Below are 25,871 nucleotides of genomic sequence, written 5' to 3'. Positions count from 1 at the left end.
TATTGCGCTAAGGTTAGTGTCATAAGTGAGGTTCTCGAGCAGAGACAAGTTCTCCACTGCTCGCACCTTTTTCATAAATTGTGATATCATACGGCGCTTTTTGAAATCCCGAGAGAGATCCATACCTTGAGCCAACAAATAAAACTTCTCGTTGGACTGGCAAATCCAGGTCCAGAATACGCCAAAACTCGCCACAATGCGGGCGCATGGGTAGTTGAAGAATTAGCACGCGTACACAACGTTACACTAAAGAATGAAGCAAAGTTCTTTGGTCTGACCGGACGCATTATGGTTCACGGTGAAGATCTTCGCTTGTTGATCCCAACAACTTACATGAACTTATCCGGCAAAGCCGTTGCGGCATTGGCGAAGTTCTACCAAATTAAACCAGAAGAGATCATGGTTGCACACGATGAACTCGATCTCCCACCTGGCATTGGTAAGTTCAAGAAGGGTGGCGGCCACGGCGGTCACAATGGACTCAAAGACATCATCAGCAAGCAGGGTAACAATAAAGAATTCTACCGTCTTCGTTTAGGCATCGGCCATCCGGGACATAAAGATAAAGTTGCAGGTTATGTATTAGGCAAAGCTCCGCAAAAAGAGCAAGAGTGTATTGATGCCGTTGTTGACGAATCAGTACGCAGCCTAGACATCTTATTAAAAGATGGCCTATCAAAAGCACAAAATCGCTTACATACGTTCAAAGCAGAATAAGGTTTATATCATGGGTTTTAAATGTGGCATCGTTGGTCTACCAAACGTTGGTAAGTCAACTCTGTTTAATGCACTAACTAAAGCAGGTATCGAGGCAGCAAACTTCCCGTTTTGTACCATCGAACCAAACACAGGTATCGTTCCAGTACCTGATCTACGTCTAGATGCATTAGCGAAAATTGTTAATCCGCAGAAGATCCTTCCTACAACGATGGAATTCGTTGATATCGCTGGCCTAGTTGCTGGTGCATCTAAAGGTGAAGGTCTGGGTAACAAATTCCTAGCAAACATCCGTGAAACTGACGCAATTGGTCACGTAGTTCGCTGTTTTGAAAACGAAAACATCGTTCACGTTTCTGGCAAAGTATCACCAATCGAAGACATCGAAGTGATCAACCTTGAACTTGCACTGGCTGACTTAGACAGCTGTGAGCGTGCAATTCAACGTAACGCTAAGAAAGCAAAAGGCGGTGACAAGGACGCTAAGTTCGAAATCACTGTTCTAGAAAAACTACTACCAGTTCTTACTGAAGGTGGTATGGCGCGTACAGTTGAGCTTTCAAAAGAAGAAGCGGCAGCAATTGGCTACCTAAACTTCCTTACACTTAAGCCAACAATGTACATTGCGAACGTAAACGAAGACGGTTTCGAAGATAACCCGTACCTAGACGCAGTTCGTGAATACGCAGAAAAAGAGAACAACGTAGTTGTTGCTGTATGTGCAGCTATTGAATCTGAGCTATCTGAACTTGAAGACGAAGATCGCGAAGAGTTCCTAGCAGACATGGGTATCGAAGAACCAGGTCTAAACCGTGTTATCCGTTCTGGTTACGAACTACTTACTCTACAAACTTACTTCACTGCTGGTGTTAAAGAAGTGCGTGCTTGGACTATCCCTGTTGGTGCAACTGCGCCACAAGCTGCAGGTAAGATCCACACTGACTTCGAAAAAGGCTTCATCCGTGCAGAAGTTGTTGGTTACGACCACTTCATCGAGTTTAACGGTGAGAGCGGTGCAAAAGATGCAGGTAAATGGCGTCTAGAAGGTAAAGACTACATCGTTAAAGACGGCGATGTTGTTCACTTCCGCTTCAACGTATAAGTTTTATTAGTAACTTATTGCCAAAGGCCAGTGTTCTCACTGGCCTTTTTTGTTTTCTCAATTCAATGATTTCTATTCATATCAAAATTAACTTCGCCAAAATATCGGGTTTCAACCCCATTTTTTGATCACAAATACGCCTCTTTGTCTAAAAAGAAATCGAACAGGCATTTATTCGTGATTTATTTAAAAAAAAAGTTGACGGGTTTCACTCAACTACGCATAATGCGCCCCGTTCCCAACGAAGCAGCAACGCTTCAAAACGGAACGACAATTTGGAAATGGCTACTTAGCTCAGTTGGTTAGAGCACATCACTCATAATGATGGGGTCGCAGGTTCAAATCCCGCAGTAGCCACCATTTCCTAAATACTTTCCTCTTAAATGAGTTAGAGTCTTTAGGAAATATGCGGAAGTGGCGGAATTGGTAGACGCACCAGATTTAGGTTCTGGCGCCGCAAGGTGTGAGAGTTCAAGTCTCTCCTTCCGCACCATATTTGAGATATCTTTTGATATCAATTGTTGGGCTATCGCCAAGCGGTAAGGCACCGGCTTTTGATGCCGGCATTCCCTGGTTCGAATCCAGGTAGCCCAGCCACAAATTAAAGTGTAATTATCTTTAAAAAGGTAATAGCATTGAAAGCGAGTTTAGTTTATATTGTCTCGCTCTCAGATGGCTACTTAGCTCAGTTGGTTAGAGCACATCACTCATAATGATGGGGTCGCAGGTTCAAATCCCGCAGTAGCCACCATTCTTTCATTAGAATGAAAAATACAACGTGATACTGATTTTACCAATTATCGGTATGACTACAGAATTGATGCGGAAGTGGCGGAATTGGTAGACGCACCAGATTTAGGTTCTGGCGCCGCAAGGTGTGAGAGTTCAAGTCTCTCCTTCCGCACCATTATTCTTCTTCGGAAACGAAGAGCGTGTGATTGACACATAAAACAATCCAGTTGGGCTATCGCCAAGCGGTAAGGCACCGGCTTTTGATGCCGGCATTCCCTGGTTCGAATCCAGGTAGCCCAGCCACTAACACAACGTTATTGAGATTCACCAATCATCTCCTTAACTACAGATTGATGCGGAAGTGGCGGAATTGGTAGACGCACCAGATTTAGGTTCTGGCGCCGCAAGGTGTGAGAGTTCAAGTCTCTCCTTCCGCACCATTATTCTTCTTCGGAAACGAAGAGCGTGTGATTGACACATAAAACAATCCAGTTGGGCTATCGCCAAGCGGTAAGGCACCGGCTTTTGATGCCGGCATTCCCTGGTTCGAATCCAGGTAGCCCAGCCACTAACACAACGTTATTGAGATTCACCAATCATCTCCTTAACTACAGATTGATGCGGAAGTGGCGGAATTGGTAGACGCACCAGATTTAGGTTCTGGCGCCGCAAGGTGTGAGAGTTCAAGTCTCTCCTTCCGCACCATTATTCTTCTTCGGAAACGAAGAGTGTGTGATTGACACATAAAACAATCCAGTTGGGCTATCGCCAAGCGGTAAGGCACCGGCTTTTGATGCCGGCATTCCCTGGTTCGAATCCAGGTAGCCCAGCCACTAACACAACGTTATTGAGATTCACCAATCATCTCCTTAACTACAAATTGATGCGGAAGTGGCGGAATTGGTAGACGCACCAGATTTAGGTTCTGGCGCCGCAAGGTGTGAGAGTTCAAGTCTCTCCTTCCGCACCATTATTCTTCTTCAGAAATGAAGATATCTCGAAAGAGAAACAAGTTGGCTACTTAGCTCAGTTGGTTAGAGCACATCACTCATAATGATGGGGTCGCAGGTTCAAATCCCGCAGTAGCCACCATTCTTTCACTAGAATGAAAAATACAACGTGATACTGATTTTACCAATTATCGGTATGACTACAGAATTGTTGCGGAAGTGGCGGAATTGGTAGACGCACCAGATTTAGGTTCTGGCGCCGCAAGGTGTGAGAGTTCAAGTCTCTCCTTCCGCACCATTATTCTTCTTCAGAAATGAAGAGCGTGTGATTGACACATAAAACAATCCAGTTGGGCTATCGCCAAGCGGTAAGGCACCGGCTTTTGATGCCGGCATTCCCTGGTTCGAATCCAGGTAGCCCAGCCACTAATACAACGTTATTGAGATTCACCAATCATCTCCTTAACTAAAAATTGATGCGGAAGTGGCGGAATTGGTAGACGCACCAGATTTAGGTTCTGGCGCCGCAAGGTGTGAGAGTTCAAGTCTCTCCTTCCGCACCATTATTCTTCTTCGGAAACGAAGAGCGTGTGATTGACACATAAAACAATCCAGTTGGGCTATCGCCAAGCGGTAAGGCACCGGCTTTTGATGCCGGCATTCCCTGGTTCGAATCCAGGTAGCCCAGCCACTAACACAACGTTATTGAGATTCACCAATCATCTCCTTAACTACAAATTGATGCGGAAGTGGCGGAATTGGTAGACGCACCAGATTTAGGTTCTGGCGCCGCAAGGTGTGAGAGTTCAAGTCTCTCCTTCCGCACCATTATTCTTCTTTGGAAACAAAGAGATCTCGAAAGAGAAACAAGTTGGCTACTTAGCTCAGTTGGTTAGAGCACATCACTCATAATGATGGGGTCGCAGGTTCAAATCCCGCAGTAGCCACCATTCTTTCATTAGAATGAAAAATACAACGTGATACTGATTTTACCAATTATCGGTATGACTAACGAATTGATGCGGAAGTGGCGGAATTGGTAGACGCACCAGATTTAGGTTCTGGCGCCGCAAGGTGTGAGAGTTCAAGTCTCTCCTTCCGCACCATTATTCTTCTTCGGGAACGAAGAGTGTGTGATTGACACGTGAAACAATCAAATACAACGTTATTGAGATTTACCAATCATCTCCTTAACTACACTATTTGCTAGAAAATAAACTAGCGATGCGGAAGTGGCGGAATTGGTAGACGCACCAGATTTAGGTTCTGGCGCCGCAAGGTGTGAGAGTTCAAGTCTCTCCTTCCGCACCATAATTAGAGACCCAGCTTTTTAGCTGGGTTTTCTTTTATCTGAAATATACAAATCTGCTAACCATATCACCAAGTATTTCCCCTAGATTCATCACTTAGTTACCTTTTTGTAAGACAATGTCGGCTCCACTTTTACATCGAGTATGACAGCGCTATGAGAACTCTCCCTTTAACCATCGGTTGCTACACAGAAGATCCAAATGGAAGCCAAGGTGTATATCAAACTCAGTTAGATCTGGAAACAGGTAAGCTGAACCCTCCACAACTGATCGCAAAGTGCATTAACCCCTCTTTTGTTGTCTCTACAAAGCTGGGCATCTATACCGCATCTGAAATCGACCAACAGTCCCAACCTCAGCTATTTCACATCTCAGAGACAGATTCAAACGTCCCATCCAACTCTGGGTACATATTGGGGGATCACCCTTGCCATATCTCGATAGATCCTAACCATAAGTTTGCCATCACCTCTCAATACTCTTCTGGCACATTCGATATTTTTAGTTTGGGTATCAATGGCAACATCGATAAACGAATTAAAACGCTAAAAATGTCAGGTTCAGGCCCTAACCAAAATAGGCAAACAGGGCCACATGCTCATCAGTCGCTGTTCTTGACGCACTCGCCACAGTTTGTCACCGTTGATCTTGGCGCCGATCACATCAACTTCTACTGCTTCGATGAGGAGCAAGAGGAGTTTTTGGAAGAGCCAGTACAATCTATTCAAGTTCCAGCGGGCAATGGGCCTCGTCATATGGTTTTCACTAAGGCTGAAGACAAAGCCTATGTTGTCTGTGAGCTATCTGAAACGATCCTAATGCTAGAGAAGACCGTTGGACGTTGGCATATTATCGAGGAGGTGGATGCGCTTCCTAATACAGAAAAAGGAGAAGCGGCCGCAGCGATCAAGCTATCGCCAGATGAGCAGCATCTTTATGTCTCTTGCCGGCATCAATCAAGGATCAGTCACTTTAAACTCGACCCAGTGAATCAAAAGCCGGTTTTTGTGGATAGCTATCGTACTGAAGGTAGCTTCCCTCGTGATTTTCATATTACCGATGATGGAGAGTGGCTAATCGCGGCAAATCAACACTCCAACAATCTCACCTCTTTCAAACGCAATAAACTAGACGGCTCTTTAACCTACAGCGGTCATTCTTTGGAAGTGGGTTCGCCGGTTTGTGTAACACAACAAATATCGTGAGTAGCAGATACAAAAAAGGAGAGCATTGGCTCTCCTTTACTTCTTTAGCTGTACGAGACTATAAACTACAGCCCCAAAGCATACTTCAATACTTGGTTTTTAATTGGTCCAGAGTTCTCTGCAAGCTTTAATGCTGCATTACGAACAAACTTAAGTGGGCCAAGATCATTACTAAACGTCTTGTAGAAGAAGTCCATGCCACTCTGCATGATTAGGTTATCTCCTCTTCTTTTAACCTCGTAACTTCTTGCGACAGAGTCAGTTAACTCACCCTGCTCTTTAGTTAGGCCAATTAGAGCTGCCACATCTTTAAAGCCCAGGTTAACCCCTTGCCCAGCGAGAGGGTTGATGGTGTGTGCAGAATCTCCGACCAAGATGCAGTTGTTTTGAGCATAACGTTGAGCATGTCGACGGGTTAATGGGAAAGAGCCCGATTGAAGCACTTTAATATCACCCAGCTCCGCAGGGAAATGACTTAACACTTCTGCACGCAGCTTCTCTGGACTCATTGCTGACAATTGCTTAATACGTGACGGCTTGTCGTACCAAACCAAAGAGCCTTGCCCCACTTCCTTACCCTCTTCCGTAAGCGACGCCAAAGGTAAAAAAGAACGAGGGCCACTTGGTAGAAATTGCTGCCAAGTAATGTCTTGCTGAGGAAGCTCCGTCTCGACATTGATCAGCATACAGTGTTGGCGGTAATCCCAAGCCGTGATACCAATTCCCGCTTGCTGACGAACAGCCGAATTCGCGCCGTCTGCACCAACAACCCATTTAGCTGATAGACGCAAGCCCGACTGCAACACCACAGTGTTCGTTTCACCAAATTCAATGGTATCGAGCTTTTCTGGGCATAGCAGTTCAATATTGTCATAGCGTTCAAACTGCGCCCACAACCCAAGTTGGATAAGGCGGTTTTCGACGATATAGCCCAGTCGAGGTAACTCTAAGGATGCAGCGTCAAATCGCGTACGGCACTCTGGATGCTCCCAAGTCTCTAAGCGCTTATATGTGCAAACTCGCATATTCTCGATTGCATCCCAAGCACCTAGCGAATCCAGCAGATCCACAGAGGCTTGAGAGATCGCAGAGACACGAATGTCCATAGGTTGTGTCTTTTCGAAAGCTTGCGGAGCAAATCCCTCGATTACTGCGACACGCATACCTTGCTGCGCAAATCCGATAGCGGTCGCTGCACCAACCATACCACCGCCGACTACCACAATATCGTAACTGTTCATATTTTGTACTTATCAGTTTGATTCAATGACTGTTTTTGATTGTACGTTTTCACAACTTACTTGTAACCAAAAACCTTAATCTCAAAATGGATAATCCCTTGCTGCGTATAGTGTTTCTCGAAATAACGAACAATCTTAACGAGAATAAAAACCACTACATAAGAGATTTTGCTAGACCACTAGTCAGTCGGTTTTGAAACCAGTACAATACGCCGCTTGCTGTTAGGGTCGCGCTATTTTAGCCATATTTAGAAGCTATAATAGAGACCATAACCGCGGATTAACACTGGGCGATTTGCTCCCTTAAATTAAACTAACGATCGAGCGAACAAAACATGAGTAAGAAACTGCTAATTAAAACTTGGGGCTGCCAGATGAATGAATACGATTCATCAAAAATGGCTGACCTGCTAAATGCCGCAAATGGCTATGAGCTAACAGAAGTACCTGAGGAAGCAGATGTACTACTACTGAATACCTGTTCTATCCGCGAAAAAGCGCAAGAGAAAGTATTCCACCAGCTTGGTCGTTGGAAAACGCTAAAAGACAAAAAAGACGGTGTTGTGATCGGTGTGGGTGGCTGTGTAGCGACTCAAGAGGGCGACCACATCCGTGAGCGTGCGCCATACGTTGACGTAATCTTTGGCCCACAAACACTGCACCGCCTACCAGAGATGATCAAACAATCTCTGAGCGATGAAGCGCCAGTAATGGACATCTCTTTCCCAGAGATCGAGAAATTTGACCGTCTACCAGAGCCACGCGCTGAAGGTGCAACAGCATTCGTTTCTATCATGGAAGGCTGTTCTAAGTACTGTACTTACTGTGTTGTACCTTACACTCGTGGCGAAGAAGTTAGCCGTCCAATGGATGACGTGCTATTCGAAATCGCACAACTTGCAGACCAAGGTGTACGTGAAGTAAACCTACTAGGCCAAAACGTAAACGCGTACCGTGGTCCAACGCACGAAGGCGACATCTGTTCATTTGCAGAACTACTTCGTCTTGTAGCTTCTATCGATGGTATCGACCGTATCCGTTTCACAACGAGCCACCCACTTGAGTTTACTGACGATATCATCGCTGTATACGAAGATACGCCAGAGCTTGTGAGCTTCCTGCACCTACCAGTACAAAGTGGTAGTGACCGCATCCTAACGATGATGAAGCGTCCTCACACAGCTATCGAATACAAGTCGATCATTCGTAAGCTACGTAAAGCTCGTCCTGATATTCAAATCAGTTCTGACTTTATTGTTGGCTTCCCTGGTGAAACAGCAATGGATCACCAAGCAACGATGAAACTGATCAAAGACGTAGATTTCGATATGAGCTTCAGCTTTATCTTCTCTCCTCGTCCAGGTACACCTGCTGCAGATTACCCATGTGACGTGCCTGAGCAAGAGAAAAAAGAGCGTCTATACGAACTACAACAAGTGGTTAACTCTCAAGCAATGCGTTACTCACGCCTAATGCTTGATACAGAGCAACGCGTTCTTGTGGAAGGTCCATCTAAGAAGAACCTAATGGAGCTTCGCGCGCGTACTGAAAACAACCGTGTTGTTAACTTCGAAGGCAGCGCAGACCTTATCGGTCAATTCGTTGATGTGAAGATCACTGATGTATTCGCTAACTCTCTACGTGGTGAACTGGTTCGTACAGAAAAAGACATGGACCTACGTACTATCATCTCTCCAACTCAGATGATGGCGAACACCAAACGTGAAGACGAGCTAGGCGTAGCAACATTTACGCCGTAAGCGAAACATCTAGATTCAGCACAAAGCTGAACTACAAAGCTTGAAATTACCTAACTAAGTGACCATCTTAGAAATAGGGAAATCGCCACTAGAAGCCCGGTCCCAATCGGGCTTCTTGCTCTTTGTTTATTGAAAAGAGTGGGTGGCACAAAATGAGAGGCTAATTTGAGCAATAAAATCGTTACCCTAGAGATCAATCTAGAACCAGCAGATAACCGTCGCCTTGCAAGCCTATGTGGCCCATTCGATGACAACATTAAACACCTCGAACGCCGTTTAGGTGTCGAGATCAACTACCGCAGCAACTTTTTCACTATCGTCGGCAAGCCTCACACGGCTGCAGCTGCGCTTGAGATCGTTAAGCGTCTGTATGTTGAGTCTGCTCCGGTGAAAGGTAATATTCCAGATATCGAGCCAGAGCAAATCCATCTGGCGATTAAAGAGTCAGGTGTCTTAGAACAAACAATTGAGTCAAGTATTGAGCACGGCAAAGAAGTGTTCATCAAGACTAAGAAAGGCGTGATTAAGCCACGTACGCCAAACCAAGCGCAATACCTAATGAACATGGTCACTCATGACATCAGCTTTGGTATTGGTCCTGCAGGTACAGGTAAGACTTACCTAGCGGTGGCAGCAGCAGTAGATGCTCTTGAGCGCCAAGAGATCCGTCGTATTCTACTAACACGTCCAGCAGTTGAAGCTGGCGAGAAACTCGGCTTCCTTCCTGGTGACTTAAGCCAGAAAGTCGACCCTTACTTGCGTCCTCTTTATGACGCACTGTTTGAGATGCTAGGTTTTGAACGTGTTGAGAAACTGATTGAGCGTAACGTGATTGAGGTTGCACCTCTTGCGTACATGCGTGGTCGTACTCTGAACGATGCCTTCATCATTCTTGATGAAAGCCAGAACACCACGGTTGAACAGATGAAGATGTTCCTGACCCGTATCGGCTTTAACTCACGTGCGGTAATCACGGGTGATATCACCCAAATCGATTTACCTCGTGGTGCGAAGTCTGGTCTACGTCATGCAACAGAAGTACTGAGCGAAGTCGATGACATCAGCTTTAACTTCTTCATGTCAGAGGATGTGGTTCGTCACCCAGTTGTTGCTCGTATCGTTAACGCGTATGAGAAATGGGAAGCGAAAGACCAAAAAGAGCGTAAAGAGTTTGAACGTCGTAAGCGTGAAGAGCGTGAGGCCAAACTGCTTGAGGCTCAACAGCCAGCTGAGAAACAATTAGCAACACAAAATAGCTCTGTCGTTGCAGAACAAGGTGATAAATAGATGTCTATTGAACTAGACCTGCAATTAGCAGTCGAAGATGAACAAGGCTTACCGACTGAGCAAGACATTCAGCAATGGTTGGACAAAACCATTCCACAATTCCAAGAGAATGCGGAACTGACCATTCGTATCGTTGATACGGAAGAGAGCCACCAGCTGAATCATGAGTATCGCGGAAAAGACAAGCCAACCAATGTGTTGTCTTTCCCGTTCGAGGCGCCTCCGGGCATTGAGCTCGATCTTTTAGGTGATCTCATCATTTGTCGCCAAGTGGTAGAAAAAGAAGCAGAAGAGCAAAACAAGCCTCTGTTAGCACACTGGGCTCATATGGTTGTACATGGCAGTCTGCATCTGCTAGGTTATGATCATATCGAAGATGATGAAGCTGAAGAGATGGAGTCACTCGAGACAGAAATCATGCAAGCTATGGGATACGAAGACCCTTACATCCTAGAAAAGTAAACCGATTCTAGGAAGATAGGTTGCAGAGAAACAGCAGCTCCACGAACCTTGAAACACTATTGGTATCTGAGTTGTTATGTGTGCTATCACACTTCTGATAGCGTTATTTTTTGAGAAATCATGAACGAAGGTAACCCCCCCACTTCTGAGGGAAGTAAAAAATCTGAAGGTCCGAGTAGAAAGTCCTTCTTTGAACGCCTAGGCCAACTATTTCAAGGCGAGGTAAAAGACCGCCAGGAGCTCGTAGATGTAATCCGCGACTCTGAAATTAATGACCTAATTGACCACGACACTCGCGACATGCTTGAGGGTGTAATGGAAATCTCTGAGATGCGCGTACGTGACATCATGCTACCGCGTTCTCAAATGGTCACAGTTGAACGCACCGATGACTTAGATACATTGATTGCGTTGATTACTGATGCTCAACACTCTCGCTACCCAGTGATCAGTGAAGATAAAGACCATGTAGAGGGCATTCTTTTAGCGAAGGACCTACTTAAGTATTTGGGTTCAGACAGCGCCCCATTCGACATTGAGCAAGTGATTCGTCCTGCGGTTGTTGTTCCAGAAAGTAAGCGTGTTGACCGCCTACTCAAGGAGTTCCGTGAAGAGCGTTACCATATGTCTATCGTTGTCGATGAGTTCGGCGGTGTATCTGGTCTCGTAACCATTGAAGATATCCTCGAAGAAATCGTTGGTGAAATTGAAGACGAGTTCGACGATGAGGAAGAGTTAGACATTCGTAAGCTGAGCAAGCATACCTTCTCAGTAAAAGCTTTAACCACTATTGAAGAGTTCAATGATACATTTGGAACGACCTTTAGTGATGACGAAGTGGATACTGTTGGTGGTATGGTGATGACAGCCTTTGGGCACCTGCCGACTCGCGGTGAAATTGTAGAAATTGAAAACTACCATTTCAAAGTGACCTCTGCAGATAACCGCCGTGTGATTCAATTACAGGTGACTATCCCAGACGAGCAACCTCTTCCAACTATCGAAGAATAACAACTTCTCTCTAAAGAGATGACATAATTTAGATGACTAAACCATTTATTCATCGCCTACTACGGCCGCTTGCGGCCGTTTTTGTTGGCGCTATCACAACCCTTGCGTTCGCTCCCTACTCCTTCTGGCCTATCGCCATTCTCAGCCCAGCTATTCTGTTAATCCTATTGCACAAGCAAAGTACCAAGAGTGCACTGTGGACAGGTTACGCGTGGGGTTTTGGTCAGTTTGCTACTGGCATCAGCTGGGTCTACGTCAGTATTGACGGCTTTGGAGGCATGCCGCTAGCCGCAAACCTATTCCTAATGGGCTCGCTTATTGGATACCTCGCCATTTATACGAGTCTATTCGCATGGGCACTCAACCGCTTCTTCCCTAACAATAACCTCACTCGCTTTTTCCTTGCTGCACCTGCCTTATGGTTAGTGACAGATTGGCTGCGCGGCTGGGTTATGACAGGTTTCCCGTGGTTATGGCTTGGTTATAGCCAAATAGAGTCTCCTCTTGGCTCATTTGCACCGATTGGTGGTGTGGAACTGATTACCCTAGCCGTTATTGTTTCGGCGAGTGCACTGGCTTATACGGCGATTAATCGAGCCTGGAGCGTGGGGTTGATTCCTGTGGTTTTATTGAGTGCAGGTTTTGGCATTCGAAACATTGACTGGGTGACACCGAATCCAGACAAAACCACATCAGTCGTACTCATTCAGGGGAACGTCGACCAAGACTTGAAATGGTTACCAAGTCAGCGTTGGCCGACCATGATGAAGTACACAGACATGAGCCGTGATAACTGGGGTGCAGATATCATCATCTGGCCAGAAGCCGCAATCCCAGCATTTGAGGTTGAGATACCATCCTTCCTTCGCAACCTTGATAGCGCGGCGAAGATGAATAACAGCTCAATCATCACTGGTGTGCTCAATCAGTCGGAAGACAAAAAGTACTACAACAGCATTCTCTCTCTTGGGGTAAATCCATATGGAGAGTACAGCTACGACCCAAATGAGCGCTACCACAAACACCACCTACTTCCGTTTGGTGAGTTTGTGCCGTTTGAAGACATCTTGCGTCCACTGGCGCCGTTCTTCAACTTACCAATGTCGTCGTTTAGTCGCGGTGATTTCATTCAGCCAAACATCGTGGCGAATGGCCGCCACCTAGCACCTGCACTGTGTTACGAAATCATCTTTAATGATCAAGTTCGTCAGAACGTGACCGAAGAGACAGACTTCATTTTAACGCTCTCTAACGATGCATGGTTTGGCAGTTCAATTGGTCCACTACAGCATATGGAGATCGCGCAAATGCGTGCTCTAGAGCTTGGCAAGCCGGTTATTCGCTCGACTAATAACGGTGTGACGGCGGTAACTGACCACAAAGGCAAAATCGTTGAGCAAGTGCCTCAGTTCGAGACTGCGGTGTTAACGGCAGAACTTATCTCTACCGATGGTCAAACACCTTACCGCATTGTCGGCACGTGGCCACTTTACGTTTGGGTGCTATTGAGCTTAGTAGTCGGCTGGCGTTTGAGAGAGAAAAGCTAGGGTCGAGATTCGAGGCAAAACTTTAAAGGGTTGGCCTACTGGGTCAACCCTTTTTGTTTATGTCGGAGGGAGTACTATGGCTTGAGCGCTTTACGACTGAAACCTTTACCGCCACATTTGATGCATGGAATGATGGTAGTTGGGTGGTTGTATTCTGTTTGGTGACCACAATCGTCACAAATCAGACGACCTAAACCGATCACCTCTCCTGCTTGATAAAGCCCTTGATGCTCCAAATCTTGGAACAGCTCTACCCATTCCACCTTGGTTCGGTCGGTGATTTCCAGCAAGCCATGCCAGATAGAATCTGCAATCATCAAGTAAAACGGTCCGCTTTTACTCTCTTCGTAGTTTTCAGAGAACTCTTTTAGATCCGATTTAACGTAAGCCGAGATCAAGGATAACTCATCTTTCGTCATATCATTCGCGGCTTTTGCAAGCTTGCCTGATGTTTCAATCTTATTGTTGATCTCTTCAGGGCTATGCTTAAGTGTTTCAATGACATCTTCCACCAGCTCTTCATAAAGTGCTTTTTTCTTTGGCATAAGTCCTCCTCAAGATTGCAGACCTAAATCAATACCCGAGATAATGAGAGTATGACAGGTATAGCTATTGTTGTAGTTCGTTCCTTTAGGTATTCTATGACGATCTATTGAAGTCTGATCAAACCAGACTCACAAATTCCAAGATAACCGGACATCATCGATGCAAGAACAATACAATCCGCAAGAAATTGAACAAAAAGTTCAACAGCACTGGGATAACAACAAGACCTTTGTTGTAAGTGAAGACCCAAATAAAGAAAAATTCTACTGTCTATCCATGTTCCCATACCCAAGTGGTCGACTGCACATGGGTCACGTGCGTAACTACACAATCGGTGATGTGGTATCTCGTTTCCAACGCCTACAAGGCAAAAACGTAATGCAGCCAATCGGTTGGGATGCATTCGGTCTACCAGCAGAAAACGCAGCGGTTAAGAACAACACGGCTCCTGCGCCATGGACTTACGAAAACATCGAGTACATGAAGAACCAGCTTAAACTTCTAGGCTTTGGTTACGACTGGAACCGTGAATTCGCTACTTGTACGCCTGAATACTACCGTTGGGAGCAAGAGTTCTTCACTAAGCTTTACGAAAAAGGCCTAGTGTACAAGAAGACTTCTTCAGTTAACTGGTGTCCAAATGACCAAACTGTTCTTGCAAATGAACAGGTTGAAGACGGTTGTTGCTGGCGTTGTGACACGCCTGTAGAGCAAAAAGAGATCCCACAGTGGTTCATCAAAATCACTGAGTACGCTCAAGAGCTACTAGACGATCTAGATAACCTAGACGGTTGGCCTGAAATGGTTAAGACCATGCAGCGCAACTGGATCGGTCGCTCTGAAGGTGTAGAACTTAAGTTTGAAGTGAAAGGTCAACAAGACCTAGAAGTTTACACAACACGTCCAGACACACTAATGGGTGTGACTTACGTAGGTATCGCAGCAGGTCACCCTCTTGCGGCAGTAGCAGCTGAGAACAACCCAGAGCTAGCAGCCTTCATCGAAGAGTGTAAGAACAACAAAGTAGCGGAAGCTGAGCTTGCGACAATGGAGAAGAAAGGTATGGCGACTGGCCTTACTGCGATTCACCCATTGAACGGTCGTGAAGTTCCAGTTTACGTGGCTAACTTCGTACTGATGGACTACGGTACTGGTGCTGTAATGGCAGTACCTGCACACGACCAACGTGATTACGAGTTCGCGACTAAGTACGGCCTAGATATCATCCCTGTGATCAAGCCTGCTGACGACAGCGAGCTAAACATCTCTGAAGAAGCGTACACTGAGAAAGGCGTACTATTCGATTCAGGTGAGTTCGATGGCCTAGAGTTCCAAGCAGCGTTCGATGCAATCGCAGCGAAGCTTGAAGCAGAAGGCAAAGGTACTAAGACAGTAAACTTCCGTCTACGTGACTGGGGTGTATCTCGTCAACGTTACTGGGGCGCTCCAATCCCAATGGTAACGACTGAAGATGGTGAAGTTCACCCAGTACCAGCGGACCAACTACCAGTAATTCTTCCTGAAGACGTGGTAATGGACGGCGTAACTAGCCCAATCAAAGCTGACAAAGAATGGGCGAAGACAACGTTCAACGGCGAACCTGCTCTACGTGAGACAGATACGTTCGATACGTTCATGGAGTCTTCTTGGTACTACGCGCGTTACTGTTCGCCACAAGCTGACGACATTCTAGATCCAGAAAAAGCGAACTACTGGCTACCAGTAGACCAGTACATCGGTGGTATCGAGCACGCATGTATGCACCTACTGTACTCGCGCTTCTTCCACAAACTACTACGTGACGCAGGTTACGTAACGTCTGACGAGCCGTTCAAGCAGCTTCTATGTCAAGGCATGGTGCTAGCGGATGCGTTCTACTTCGAGAACGACAAAGGCGGTAAAGAGTGGGTTGCTCCAACTGACGTTGCTGTAGAGCGTGACGGTAAAGGCCGTATCACTTCAGCTAAAGACAACGAAGGCCGTGACGTAACACACTCAGGCATGATCAAAATGTCTAAGTCGAAGAACAACGGTATCGACCCACAAGAGATGGTAGACAAGTACGGTGCTGACACAGTACGTCTATTCATGATGTTTGCTTCACCAGCAGACATGACACTTGAGTGGCAAGAGTCTGGCGTTGAAGGGGCTAACCGCTTCCTGAAACGTGTTTGGAAACTAGTAAACGAGCACGCATCGAAAGGCGCAGCAGAAACAGTAGATACCTCTGCACTTTCTGGTGACCAAAAAGCACTTCGCCGTGACGTTCACAAAACAATTGCGAAAGTGACTGACGATATCGCACGTCGTCAAACGTTCAACACTGCAATCGCTGCAATCATGGAGTTGATGAACAAGCTAGCGAAAGCACCACAAGAATCAGCACAAGACCGTGCAATCCTTGATGAAGCACTAAAAGCAGTTGTTGCAATGCTTTACCCAATCACTCCTCACATTTCTTACGAGATGTGGACAGCTCTGGGTCAAGAAGACATCGACAACGCTGTATGGCCGACACACGATGAGAAAGCGCTTGTTGAAGACGAGAAGCTAATCATCGTTCAGGTTAACGGTAAGCTACGTGCGAAACTAACAGTACCAGCAGATATCTCTAAAGAAGATATTGAAGCGCTAGGTCTAAACGATGAGAACGTAACTAAGTTCACAGACGGCAAGACTGTCCGTAAAGTGATTTACGTACCAGGTAAGCTACTGAACATCGTTGCTAACTAATCATTCGTCACATCGTGACTGATTGGTTGAGTTAACACTCACAATGCGATAGGAATTAAAGAACTTAATTGCTACTTCGCAGTCAATAGACAGGGTGCATCCCACCCTGTCTACTTATTTAAACGCTTTTACATTGGTTAATACCAGCACGGTTACCCCCGAATTTAAAGCCTTTAAATAAGTAATCCATTTTATGAGAGCCATCAAATAATGCGCCTGATTTCACTGTCTTCGTTAAAAGCTACATTCGTTGTTCTAACTGTCAGCCTACTCTCAGCCTGTGGTTTTCACCTACGTGGTGACTACTCTGTACCAGAAGAGCTGAACAAGATCTCAGTATCCAGTTACGACCAATACAGTACCTTTACGCGGATGGTGAAGAGTCAGTTGCGTATGAGTAACGTGGAAATTGTTGCGCCAACTAGCAAAACACCTAACCTTCACCTACTAAGTGAAAGCGTTAATGAGCGTACACTCTCTCTATACCAAAACACTCGTGCTGCTGAGAAAGAGCTGACGTTCAATGCCTCTTACCGAGTGACGATTCCTGAATTAGGCGATAAAACGTTTACCACCAGCGTAACTCGTAGTTACCTAGATAACCCGCTAACAGCACTAGCAAAATCCGTTGAACGCGACATGATTGAAGATGAGATGCGCAAGCTAGCTGCAAGTCAGATCCTGCGTCAAATGGCGCGTCTGAAAGCCAACATTGCCGCGAATAGCATGAACCTTGAAGACCTAGAAGAGGTTCAGGTTAAAGAGCTAGAGAAGCAGTACAACATCAAGAATGTTGAGGTAACTCCAGATTCAACTGAGTCTGCTCAATAAGGTTAACTGATGCGTATTTTTGCAGACCGCTTATCAGAGCAGTTAAATAAGCAGCTTAGCCGCGTTTATTTGATCTTTGGTAACGAACCGCTATTGCTTCAAGAAAGCCGCGAGTCGATTCAGAAAGCCGCTAAAGATCAGGGCTTTGAAGAGCGTCATCGCTTTGCTATCGACAGCAGCCTAGATTGGAATGATGTTTACGACTGTACTCAAGCCCTGAGCCTATTTTCGAGCCGTCAGCTGATCGAATTAGAGTTGCCAGAGTCTGGTGTAAATGCTGCCATCGCGAAAGAACTATTGGCGCTATCAGACCAGCTGCACGAAGACATCATGTTGGTGTTGATCGGAACCAAACTAACCAAAGCACAAGAAAATGCTAAGTGGTTCAAAGCACTGTCGAGCCAAGGTCACTGGGTAAGTTGCTTAACACCTGACGTTGGCCGCTTGCCGCAGTTTGTTCAAGCTCGCTGTCGCCAAATTGGTTTACAGCCAGATGCCGAAGCCACTCAGATGCTGGCTCAATGGCACGAAGGAAACCTATTTGCATTAACCCAGAGCTTAGAGAAGCTGGCACTGCAATATCCTGATGGCAAGCTAACCTTAGTTCGACTTGAAGAGTCACTAAGTCGTCATAATCACTTTACCCCATTCCATTGGGTAGATGCTCTGCTTGCAGGTAAAGGTAATCGAGCCCAACGTATTTTGCGCCAATTAGAGGCGGAAGGTGTGGAAGCGGTGATTCTTTTACGCAGTATTCAACGAGAGTTAGCACTACTACTTCAGATGCAGCAACAAATGCAACAGATGCCCATCGGACAAGTGTTCGAGAAACACCGTATCTGGCAATCAAAGAAACCCCTTTATAACGCAGCGCTAACACGAGTCTCAGTGACTCAGTTACACTCTCTGTTTGCACTGCTTACTCAAGCTGAATTGCTATCTAAAACCCAGTATGAGCAATCACCTTGGCCACTCATTCACCAATTGAGTGTTGAGTTTTGTATCCCCTCGGCTTCAATCCCCTTTCCCGCATAAAAGCGTGATATGATTTTGAGTCGCAAAATTAAGATTTAAGGAACACCCTGTGTTACGTGAAGAACTAAGAGATTTTCTTGCAGATAAAGCCGACGACATGAAAGCAGAGTCGATCATCACCATCGACGTTGAAGGTAAATCCAGTGTGACAGACTACATGATCGTTTGTACTGGTACTTCAAAGCGCCACGTCGCTTCTATCGCAGAACATGTCGCAAGTGAAGTGAAAAAAGTCGGTCTAGAGCCGCTAGGTATGGACGGGGAACAAGAAGGTGAATGGGTTGTCCTAGATATGGGCACCAGCATGCTTCATGTGATGCAAGCTGAGCAACGCGAGCTGTACCAACTAGAAAAGCTGTGGGGCTAATCTGTGAAGATCCAATTAATTGCCGTTGGCACCAAAATGCCAAAATGGGTTGAAGAAGGCTTTCAAGAATATAAGCGTCGCTTCCCACACGATATGCCACTGGAATTGGTCGAGATCCCAGCGGGCAAACGCGGCAAAAATGCTGACATTGCACGTATTCTGCAAAAAGAAGGCGAAGCAATGCTAGCAGCGGTACCAAAAGGTAGCCGTATTGTGACGCTCGATATCCCAGGTAGAAAGTGGGATACACCGCAACTTGCTGAACAACTAGAAAGCTGGAAGCTGGATGGACGCGATGTTTCTATCCTTATTGGTGGCCCTGAAGGGCTTGCTCCAGCATGTAAAGCGGCAGCTGACCAAAGCTGGTCTCTGTCGGCTCTGACTCTACCGCACCCTCTTGTGCGCGTTATCATGGCAGAAAGCCTGTACCGAGCTTGGAGCATTACAGCTAATCACCCGTATCACCGAGAATAAGCGTTAATGTTACGTAAACGTAGCCAGATCCGTGATTACAAAGAAGAAGCACGACTATTTGCTAGTCGTGCTTTTATTGCGTTTATAGGCATTGTAATCATGATGGGCATTTTGGTTGCCAACCTGTACAACATTCAGGTCAACCAATACCAAGACTATAAAACTCGCTCGAACGATAATCGCATCAAGGTTGTCCCAATCGCACCAACGCGCGGTCTAATCTATGACCGAAATGGTGTATTACTGGCGGAAAACCGCCCGGTATTTAACCTTGAAATCACCCCTGAGAAAATAAAGAACATGGATGACACCATTGCGCGTCTCCAAGAACTTTTAGAAATCAGCCCAGAGCGAGTCGAAAGATTTAACCGCGATCGCCGCAATACGCGTCGCTTTAAATCGGTTCCTATCCTTACCCAATTGACCGAAGATCAAGTAGCTGTTTTCTCGGTAAACCAGCACAAGTTCCCAGGCGTTGAGGTTACGGGCACACTCAAGCGTTTTTACCCATATGGTGATGTGCTCACGCACGTGATTGGCTACGTATCGCGCATTAATGACCGCGATATGCGTCGTCTGGTTCGTGAAGAGAAAGACGCAAACTACCAAGCGACCCGTGACATCGGTAAGTTAGGTATCGAGCGCTATTACGAAGACATACTTCACGGTACTGCCGGCTATCAAGAGGTTGAAGTAAACAGCCGTGGCCGTGTTATCCGTACATTGAAGTTTGTACCCGCAATTCCGGGCAAAGATATCGTGTTGAACCTAGATATCGACCTTCAACTTTACGTACATAAACTACTCGATGGACGTCGAGGTTCAGCGGTTGTGCTTGATCCAGACGACAACGGCGTACTTGCCATGGTCTCTAGCCCAAGCTATGACCCGAATGCATTTGTGCACGGTATCTCGTCCAAGGGTTACAATGCCCTACTCAACGACAAAAACCGTCCACTCGTAAACCGTGCAACTCTGGGTATCTACCCACCAGCATCAACGATTAAGCCTTTCATTGCGGTAGCCGCATTGCAAGAAGGCGTGATCACACCAAACACTACCCGTAACGATCCGGGTTACTGGAAGATCCCGAACTCAAAAACCAAACCATTCCGAGACTGGCTGCGTTGGGGACACGGTACCGTTGATATCGTGAAAGCGATAGAAGAATCCGTGGATACCTTCTTCTATCAAATCGCCTTTGATATGGGCATCGACCGACTATCAAGCTGGATGATGATGTTTGGTTTTGGTGATTACACGGGTATCGATATATACGAAGAGAGCAAAGCCAACATGCCGACGCGTGATTGGAAAATGGCTCGTCACCGTGTGCCATGGTATCAAGGGGACACCATTCCAGTGGGTATTGGACAAGGCTACTGGACAGCAACACCAATGCAGATTGCTAAAGCAACATCGGTGTTAGTCCATGAAGGTGAAGTCATTGCTCCGCACCTACTGCGTGCCACCATTGAAAACGGTCAACCACTTGAGACGCAATCGCTGTCTGATATCGAAACGTATCCACCAATTACTGGTGTGAAACAACGATTCTGGGACATAGGTAAAGAAGGTATGAAGCTGGTTAACCACGGTCGTAAAGGTACCGCTCGTCGCTCTTTCCAAAATATGTCTTATCTGACTGCGGGTAAATCTGGTACCGCACAAGTCTTCGGATTGAAAGAAGATGAAGAGTACAACGCTGATGAAATCGCAGAACACCTACGTGACCACGCGCTCTTTACTGGCTTTGCGCCGCTGGACGATCCAAAAGCGATCGTGACCATCGTACTTGAGAACGCCGGTGGTGGTTCTTCAAACGGTGGTCCTGTTGTGAGACGTATCTTCGACCATATAGTTTTGGGCGACGAATATAAGAGTAAGGCAACACAATAATGAAACTCGATCTCTCTACTGGTCAAAATCGCGCCCTATTTGAGCGATTCCATATCGATTTGCCACTCCTACTTGGCATCTTAGTGCTGATGGGATTTGCGCTGCTGATTATGTACAGCGCAAGTGGTCAAAGTTTGGCGATGATGGATCGCCAAGCGATGCGTATGGCATTGTCACTCGGAGTGATGATTTTCCTCGCGCAAATCTCACCACGAACTTATGAAACACTGGCTCCGGTTCTGTTTGCAGGTGGTGTTGTACTGTTGCTCGGGGTGCTGTTCTTTGGTGAAGCCTCCAAAGGTGCTCAACGTTGGCTGAACTTCGGCTTTATTCGTTTTCAGCCGTCGGAGTTACTCAAGCTCGCTGTACCACTGATGCTGGCTCGTTACATTGGTAAGCGTTCACTACCGCCGACATTCCAAACGCTGGTCATCTCACTGGTGATGGTGTTTGTACCCACCATTCTTATCGCTAAGCAGCCCGATTTAGGGACATCAATCTTGATCGCTGCATCCGGTATTTTCGTGATTTTCTTAGCAGGGATCAGCTGGAAGATCATAGCGAGTGCGGCTGTGGCTTTAGGTGCATTTATCCCAATCCTATGGTTTTTCTTAATGCGCGAATACCAAAAGGTTCGTGTACGTACTCTGTTTGATCCGGAGTCCGATCCACTCGGTGCCGGCTACCACATCATTCAAAGTAAGATTGCAATCGGCTCTGGCGGCATTTCAGGTAAAGGTTGGCTACAAGGAACACAGTCTCAATTAGAGTTTATTCCGGAGCGTCACACCGACTTTATTTTCGCTGTCATTGCCGAAGAATGGGGCATGATCGGTATCCTATTCCTACTTGCTATCTATCTATTCATTATTGGCCGCGGTCTGATTCTCGCGAGCCAAGCTCAAACAGCATTTGGGCGAATGATGGGCGGTAGTATTGTTTTGAGCTTCTTTGTTTATATTTTCGTAAACATCGGCATGGTAAGTGGCATTCTTCCTGTGGTAGGTGTACCGCTACCTCTTGTTAGTTATGGTGGTACTTCGATGGTTACATTGATGGCAGGTTTTGGTATTTTGATGTCAATCCACACTCACCGTAAAGCATTCTCTAAGGCGACTTAAGTGATATTTAACGCAATGAGCTATTACGCAAAGAGCAGTTACACAAAGAGCAAGAACGCGATGAACAGTAACGCGCAACACGCCAATAAGTCATCACAGCTTAAACAGCTCGCATTGATGGGTGGCTTAGTGGTGTTGATGAATGGCTGTACATCATCACCAGATTCGCAATCGGGTCGCTATGACATTAACGATGATATTGCTCCTGATGTGCCTATATCGGTTGAGCATTTAGAAGATGCACACCCAAAATATGAGCCATACAGTTTAGGCGGTAACAGCGACTACACTTTGCGCGGCGAAGATTACAAAATCGTTCGCGATAGCAAAGGGTTCACTGAAAAAGGCAAGGCATCTTGGTATGGCAAGAAGTTTCACGGCCACCTTACCTCTAATGGTGAAGTGTATGACATGTACTCAATGTCTGCCGCTCACAAGACATTGCCAATTCCAAGCTATGTGAAAGTGACCAATACCGACAATAACAAGAGCACTATTGTTCGAGTTAATGACCGAGGTCCTTTTCATGAAGGCCGCATCATTGATCTAAGCTATGCAGCCGCGTACAAGCTAGATGTAATTCGTACCGGAACGGCTAATGTTGAGATTGAAGTGATCACCGTTGATATCCCAACCGACGAGAATAAGAAAGCGGCGCTGCCACAATACATTATTCAAGTTGCGACTTCTCAGCATCAAGATCGCAGTGAAAAGCTCGCTAGTGAACTGAGTAAAGAACTGTCGGTCAAGACGTTTCTTCAGCCAGTAGATGACAAATACCGACTGATGCTTGGGCCATTTCATGACTATGCTCTGACTCAAGAAAAATTAGAACAGGTTAAGCTTATGGGTTACCCGTCAGCTTATATAAAGAAGCACACCTTAACTCGCTAGTAATCTTACAGAAACTTCTGACAATCACTGCACTGGTTTGAAATAGTGATTCTGTTAAGATATGGATAGTTAACCAAATAATTGCATTCAAAATGAATAAATCTAATAAACTTATCAAATCGATTTTTGCTACTTCTGTTGCGCTTTCTGCAACGCTAGCTTCTTCGTCATTCGCCGCGCCTATCGTTGTTCCAGACGCTCCACAAATTGCTGCTAAAGGCTTTGTTCTAATGGATTACCATTCAGGCAAAGTATTGGCAGAAAAAGAGATGAACACTCAGCTTTCTCCAGCAAGCTTGACCAAAATGATGACCAGCTATGTTATTGGTCAAGAACTTGAGCGTGGCAACATCAACCTAAATGACGACGTTGTTATTAGTGAAAACGCTTGGGCGAAGAACTTCCCAGACTCTTCAAAGATGTTTATTGAAGTAGGTACAACGGTAAAAGTGGAAGAGCTTAACCGCGGTATCATCATCCAATCGGGTAACGATGCATGTGTTGCTATGGCAGAGCACATTGCTGGCTCTGAGGATGCATTCGTTGACCTAATGAACGCGTGGGCTAGCTCTATCGGCATGAAAGACACGCACTTTGCGAACGTTCACGGTCTAGATAACCCTAACCTATACTCAACGCCTTACGATATGGCACTACTAGGTCAAGCGCTTATCCGCGATGTACCTGAAGAGTACCGCATCTACTCTGAGAAAAAATTCACTTACAACGGCATTACACAATACAACCGTAATGGCCTGTTGTGGGACAAGAGCATGAATGTGGATGGCATCAAAACTGGCCACACAAGCAATGCTGGTTACAGCCTAGTAAGCTCGGCAACTGAAGGTAAAATGCGCCTTGTTGCTGTTGTAATGGGCACCAAGAATGCTAACGCTCGTAAGACAGAAAGCAAAAAGCTACTAAGCTACGGTTTCCGTTTCTTTGAAACTGTTGCACCGCATACTGCTGGTGAAACATTCGTTGAAGAGAAAATTTGGATGGGTAGTAAAGATACGGTTGCTCTGGGTGTTGATGAAGACACATTCGTAACCCTTCCTCGTGGCGAAGCGAAGAACCTAAAGGCGAGCTTTGTTCTAGAGAAAGAACTTGAAGCACCGATTAGCAAGGGTGACCAAGTAGGTAAACTGTTCTACCAGATCGATGGTCAAGACGTTGCTGAATACCCGCTACTAGCGCTAGAAGATGTCGAACAAGGCAGCCTATTTAGCCGCCTATGGGACTACCTAGTTCTTCTGTTCAAAGGTTTATTCTAAGGCCTCAGAGTAACGGTCAATAACAGTAATCGCATGATCCTGTTGACTATTTACTCATAACCCTTTTTCGGGTTTGCCTAACAAGCTAACAAAGGCCGCACTCAGCGGCTTTTGTTGATCTTGAGTTCAGCGATATTTACCAGTAATATTCCGCTCTTATTAATCGAGTCAATTGACCGAATACGCTTTTCTGGGTATTTTGCCCAACAGCGAAGTACCTACCATTTTGGAGCTAATCATGAACATCAATTCTGATGCAAAACTTAAAGACCTTTTAGAGTTCCCTTGTTCTTTTACTTACAAGGTTATGGGTTACGCGAAACCAGAACTGCCTGAACTTGTACTGGAAGTAATCCAGCGCCATGCTCCTGGTGACTACAGCCCAACAGTGAAACCAAGTGCAAAGGGTAACTACCACTCTGTTTCGATCAACATCACAGCTACGTCGATTGAGCAGGTAGAAACGCTTTACAAAGAACTTGGCGAGATCGACATCGTACGTATGGTTCTGTAATCCTAGATTACACAATGATCACAGCGGCTTAGAGCCGCTGTTTTCATTTTAGGCACCCCCGTTTTTGCTGCTTTTATTCAACTTAATTTTCAAGAAATACAAAGAAAGTTGAAAAACCTTGCAGTCCGTCTGTAGTTAGAATCAAATTTCGCGTTTATAATGCGTTCACTTTATTAATCCTTGAGGGAGTCCTACTTTGCAAAATAAGCTAATCGTAAAAAAATTAGGTCGCCAGGATTATGAACTCGTATGGAAAGCCATGCATGAGTTCACCGATACGCGCACAGATGACGACGTAGACCAAATTTGGTTAGTCGAGCACAACCCGGTCTTCACTCAAGGACAAGCAGGTAAAGCAGAGCATGTACTCAATGCTGGCGACATCCCTGTCATTCAAAGCGATCGCGGCGGACAAGTTACCTATCATGGCCCAGGCCAGTTGGTTGCTTACTTCTTGATCAACATTCGTCGTAAGAAATTTGGAGTGCGAGATCTTGTTACTCATATAGAGAACCTCGTAATCAATACTCTGAAAGCATACAATATCGAATCAGCTGCTCGACCTGACGCTCCGGGTGTTTATGTCGATGGCAAAAAGATATGTTCTCTAGGCCTACGTATTCGACGTGGCTGCTCGTTCCACGGGCTAGCACTTAATGTCGATATGGACCTGTCACCGTTCCTACGTATTAATCCGTGTGGTTACCAAGGTATGGAAATGGCTCAAGTCAGCCAACTGGGTGGCCCTTCGGATCTAGAGAGCGTTGAGCAACAGCTAATACAAGAGCTTGTCGAACTACTCGGCTATGACCAAGTAGACATTCAAGCCAACAGTAACACTACAGCAGAAGCATAAAAT

Annotated in this window: 21 protein-coding genes and 20 tRNA genes; 39 read left to right on the top strand and 2 right to left on the bottom strand. The window is 45.9% G+C overall.

All coding sequences use genetic code 11. The features are described from left to right. Positions 1–126: 126 nt before the first annotated feature. The 23 genes from pth to FIV04_RS03625 all read left to right on the top strand — a co-directional run bounded on the left by pth (position 127) and on the right by FIV04_RS03625 (position 6,016). The gene (pth, locus tag FIV04_RS03740) at positions 127–717 is read left to right on the top strand and encodes an aminoacyl-tRNA hydrolase (protein ID WP_032550065.1); all 591 of its coding nucleotides are present in this window, start codon (positions 127–129) and stop codon (positions 715–717) included. A gap of 10 nt (positions 718–727) precedes the next feature. Further along, positions 728–1,819, top strand: coding sequence for a redox-regulated ATPase YchF (gene ychF / locus FIV04_RS03735; protein WP_032550064.1), 1,092 nt, complete (start codon positions 728–730; stop codon positions 1,817–1,819). 283 nt (positions 1,820–2,102) lie between these two features. Then, positions 2,103–2,179, top strand: a tRNA-Met gene (locus FIV04_RS03725). A gap of 48 nt (positions 2,180–2,227) precedes the next feature. After that, positions 2,228–2,312: transfer RNA gene (locus FIV04_RS03720), tRNA-Leu, on the top strand. Between the two features lie 29 nt (positions 2,313–2,341). Then, positions 2,342–2,416: transfer RNA gene (locus FIV04_RS03715), tRNA-Gln, on the top strand. A gap of 77 nt (positions 2,417–2,493) precedes the next feature. Then, positions 2,494–2,570, top strand: a tRNA-Met gene (locus FIV04_RS03710). A gap of 71 nt (positions 2,571–2,641) precedes the next feature. Beyond that, positions 2,642–2,726, top strand: a tRNA-Leu gene (locus FIV04_RS03705). A gap of 53 nt (positions 2,727–2,779) precedes the next feature. Beyond that, positions 2,780–2,854, top strand: a tRNA-Gln gene (locus FIV04_RS03700). Positions 2,855–2,906: 52 nt separating this feature from the next. Beyond that, positions 2,907–2,991: transfer RNA gene (locus tag FIV04_RS03695), tRNA-Leu, on the top strand. A gap of 53 nt (positions 2,992–3,044) precedes the next feature. Further along, positions 3,045–3,119: transfer RNA gene (locus FIV04_RS03690), tRNA-Gln, on the top strand. A 52-nt stretch (positions 3,120–3,171) separates the two neighbouring features. Continuing rightward, a tRNA-Leu gene (locus FIV04_RS03685) sits at positions 3,172–3,256 on the top strand. 53 nt (positions 3,257–3,309) lie between these two features. Continuing rightward, a tRNA-Gln gene (locus FIV04_RS03680) sits at positions 3,310–3,384 on the top strand. A gap of 52 nt (positions 3,385–3,436) precedes the next feature. Then, positions 3,437–3,521, top strand: a tRNA-Leu gene (locus tag FIV04_RS03675). A 45-nt stretch (positions 3,522–3,566) separates the two neighbouring features. Further along, a tRNA-Met gene (locus tag FIV04_RS03670) sits at positions 3,567–3,643 on the top strand. Positions 3,644–3,714: 71 nt separating this feature from the next. Then, positions 3,715–3,799, top strand: a tRNA-Leu gene (locus FIV04_RS03665). Positions 3,800–3,852: 53 nt separating this feature from the next. Next, positions 3,853–3,927 (top strand) — tRNA-Gln (locus FIV04_RS03660). Positions 3,928–3,979: 52 nt separating this feature from the next. Then, positions 3,980–4,064: transfer RNA gene (locus FIV04_RS03655), tRNA-Leu, on the top strand. 53 nt (positions 4,065–4,117) lie between these two features. Beyond that, positions 4,118–4,192, top strand: a tRNA-Gln gene (locus tag FIV04_RS03650). A gap of 52 nt (positions 4,193–4,244) precedes the next feature. Beyond that, positions 4,245–4,329, top strand: a tRNA-Leu gene (locus FIV04_RS03645). A 45-nt stretch (positions 4,330–4,374) separates the two neighbouring features. Next, a tRNA-Met gene (locus tag FIV04_RS03640) sits at positions 4,375–4,451 on the top strand. 71 nt (positions 4,452–4,522) lie between these two features. Beyond that, a tRNA-Leu gene (locus FIV04_RS03635) sits at positions 4,523–4,607 on the top strand. Positions 4,608–4,727: 120 nt separating this feature from the next. Then, positions 4,728–4,812: transfer RNA gene (locus tag FIV04_RS03630), tRNA-Leu, on the top strand. A gap of 154 nt (positions 4,813–4,966) precedes the next feature. After that, entirely contained in the window at positions 4,967–6,016 is a 1,050-nt protein-coding gene (locus FIV04_RS03625) for a lactonase family protein (RefSeq protein WP_152468294.1), read from the top strand. Positions 6,017–6,081: 65 nt separating this feature from the next. On the opposite strand, the gene FIV04_RS03620 is transcribed toward FIV04_RS03625, so the two are convergent. Next, positions 6,082–7,257, bottom strand: a complete 1,176-nt coding sequence (locus tag FIV04_RS03620; protein WP_152468293.1) for a 2-octaprenyl-3-methyl-6-methoxy-1,4-benzoquinol hydroxylase — start codon at positions 7,255–7,257, stop codon at positions 6,082–6,084. A gap of 335 nt (positions 7,258–7,592) precedes the next feature. Between FIV04_RS03620 and miaB the strand changes: the two genes are divergently transcribed. From miaB to lnt, 5 genes are all read left to right on the top strand, one after another. Then, positions 7,593–9,017, top strand: coding sequence for a tRNA (N6-isopentenyl adenosine(37)-C2)-methylthiotransferase MiaB (gene miaB / locus FIV04_RS03615; RefSeq protein ID WP_150871337.1), 1,425 nt, complete (start codon positions 7,593–7,595; stop codon positions 9,015–9,017). Between the two features lie 165 nt (positions 9,018–9,182). Next, positions 9,183–10,304: a PhoH family protein gene (locus tag FIV04_RS03610; protein ID WP_152468292.1), complete on the top strand. Its 1,122-nt coding sequence runs from the start codon at positions 9,183–9,185 to the stop codon at positions 10,302–10,304. Further along, positions 10,305–10,766, top strand: a complete 462-nt coding sequence (ybeY, locus tag FIV04_RS03605; protein WP_032551451.1) for an rRNA maturation RNase YbeY — start codon at positions 10,305–10,307, stop codon at positions 10,764–10,766. Positions 10,767–10,886: 120 nt separating this feature from the next. Next, entirely contained in the window at positions 10,887–11,777 is an 891-nt protein-coding gene (gene corC, locus FIV04_RS03600; RefSeq protein WP_152468291.1) for a CNNM family magnesium/cobalt transport protein CorC, read from the top strand. Positions 11,778–11,809: 32 nt separating this feature from the next. Then, on the top strand, positions 11,810–13,324 hold the full coding sequence (gene lnt / locus FIV04_RS03595) for an apolipoprotein N-acyltransferase (RefSeq protein WP_152468290.1): 1,515 nt from the start codon (positions 11,810–11,812) through the stop codon (positions 13,322–13,324). A gap of 74 nt (positions 13,325–13,398) precedes the next feature. Here the strand turns inward: lnt and FIV04_RS03590 are convergent, their stop codons facing one another. Then, positions 13,399–13,869: a zinc ribbon-containing protein gene (locus FIV04_RS03590; protein WP_032551447.1), complete on the bottom strand. Its 471-nt coding sequence runs from the start codon at positions 13,867–13,869 to the stop codon at positions 13,399–13,401. 160 nt (positions 13,870–14,029) lie between these two features. Here FIV04_RS03590 and leuS point away from each other — a divergent pair, with 160 nt between their 5' ends. From leuS to lipB, 11 genes are all read left to right on the top strand, one after another. Further along, a complete protein-coding gene (leuS, locus tag FIV04_RS03585) occupies positions 14,030–16,603 on the top strand; it encodes a leucine--tRNA ligase (protein ID WP_032551445.1) in 2,574 nt (857 codons plus the stop codon). A 210-nt stretch (positions 16,604–16,813) separates the two neighbouring features. Further along, positions 16,814–17,434 carry an LPS assembly lipoprotein LptE gene (lptE, locus tag FIV04_RS03580; protein ID WP_150871325.1) on the top strand — a complete coding sequence of 207 codons (621 nt, stop codon included), beginning with the start codon at positions 16,814–16,816 and terminating at the stop codon, positions 17,432–17,434. Between the two features lie 9 nt (positions 17,435–17,443). Then, entirely contained in the window at positions 17,444–18,469 is a 1,026-nt protein-coding gene (gene holA, locus FIV04_RS03575) for a DNA polymerase III subunit delta (RefSeq protein ID WP_152468289.1), read from the top strand. A 49-nt stretch (positions 18,470–18,518) separates the two neighbouring features. Beyond that, on the top strand, positions 18,519–18,836 hold the full coding sequence (gene rsfS / locus FIV04_RS03570) for a ribosome silencing factor (RefSeq protein ID WP_032551441.1): 318 nt from the start codon (positions 18,519–18,521) through the stop codon (positions 18,834–18,836). Positions 18,837–18,839: 3 nt separating this feature from the next. Further along, complete coding sequence (rlmH, locus tag FIV04_RS03565; protein WP_032551440.1) at positions 18,840–19,310, top strand: 23S rRNA (pseudouridine(1915)-N(3))-methyltransferase RlmH; 471 nt, start codon at positions 18,840–18,842, stop codon at positions 19,308–19,310. 6 nt (positions 19,311–19,316) lie between these two features. After that, complete coding sequence (gene mrdA / locus FIV04_RS03560; protein WP_152468288.1) at positions 19,317–21,209, top strand: penicillin-binding protein 2; 1,893 nt, start codon at positions 19,317–19,319, stop codon at positions 21,207–21,209. Next, positions 21,209–22,330, top strand: a complete 1,122-nt coding sequence (gene rodA, locus FIV04_RS03555) for a rod shape-determining protein RodA (protein ID WP_032551438.1) — start codon at positions 21,209–21,211, stop codon at positions 22,328–22,330. Before mrdA ends, rodA begins: the two co-directional genes overlap by 1 nt. Before the next feature lie 117 nt (positions 22,331–22,447). Further along, on the top strand, positions 22,448–23,224 hold the full coding sequence (locus FIV04_RS03550) for a septal ring lytic transglycosylase RlpA family protein (RefSeq protein ID WP_253895399.1): 777 nt from the start codon (positions 22,448–22,450) through the stop codon (positions 23,222–23,224). A 92-nt stretch (positions 23,225–23,316) separates the two neighbouring features. Continuing rightward, a complete protein-coding gene (locus FIV04_RS03545) occupies positions 23,317–24,498 on the top strand; it encodes a serine hydrolase (protein WP_152468287.1) in 1,182 nt (393 codons plus the stop codon). A gap of 235 nt (positions 24,499–24,733) precedes the next feature. Continuing rightward, positions 24,734–25,012 (top strand): DUF493 family protein YbeD, encoded by a 279-nt coding sequence (gene ybeD / locus FIV04_RS03540; RefSeq protein WP_032551473.1) that lies wholly within the window; start codon positions 24,734–24,736, stop codon positions 25,010–25,012. 196 nt (positions 25,013–25,208) lie between these two features. Then, positions 25,209–25,868, top strand: coding sequence for a lipoyl(octanoyl) transferase LipB (gene lipB, locus FIV04_RS03535; protein WP_152468286.1), 660 nt, complete (start codon positions 25,209–25,211; stop codon positions 25,866–25,868). The last annotated feature ends 3 nt before the right edge of the window (positions 25,869–25,871 follow it).

Origin of the sequence: Vibrio sp. THAF190c (genome assembly GCF_009363355.1) — a bacterium.
Classification (GTDB): Bacteria; Pseudomonadota; Gammaproteobacteria; order Enterobacterales; family Vibrionaceae; genus Vibrio; species Vibrio fortis_A.
This window is presented reverse-complemented; position numbering and strand designations above follow the sequence as displayed.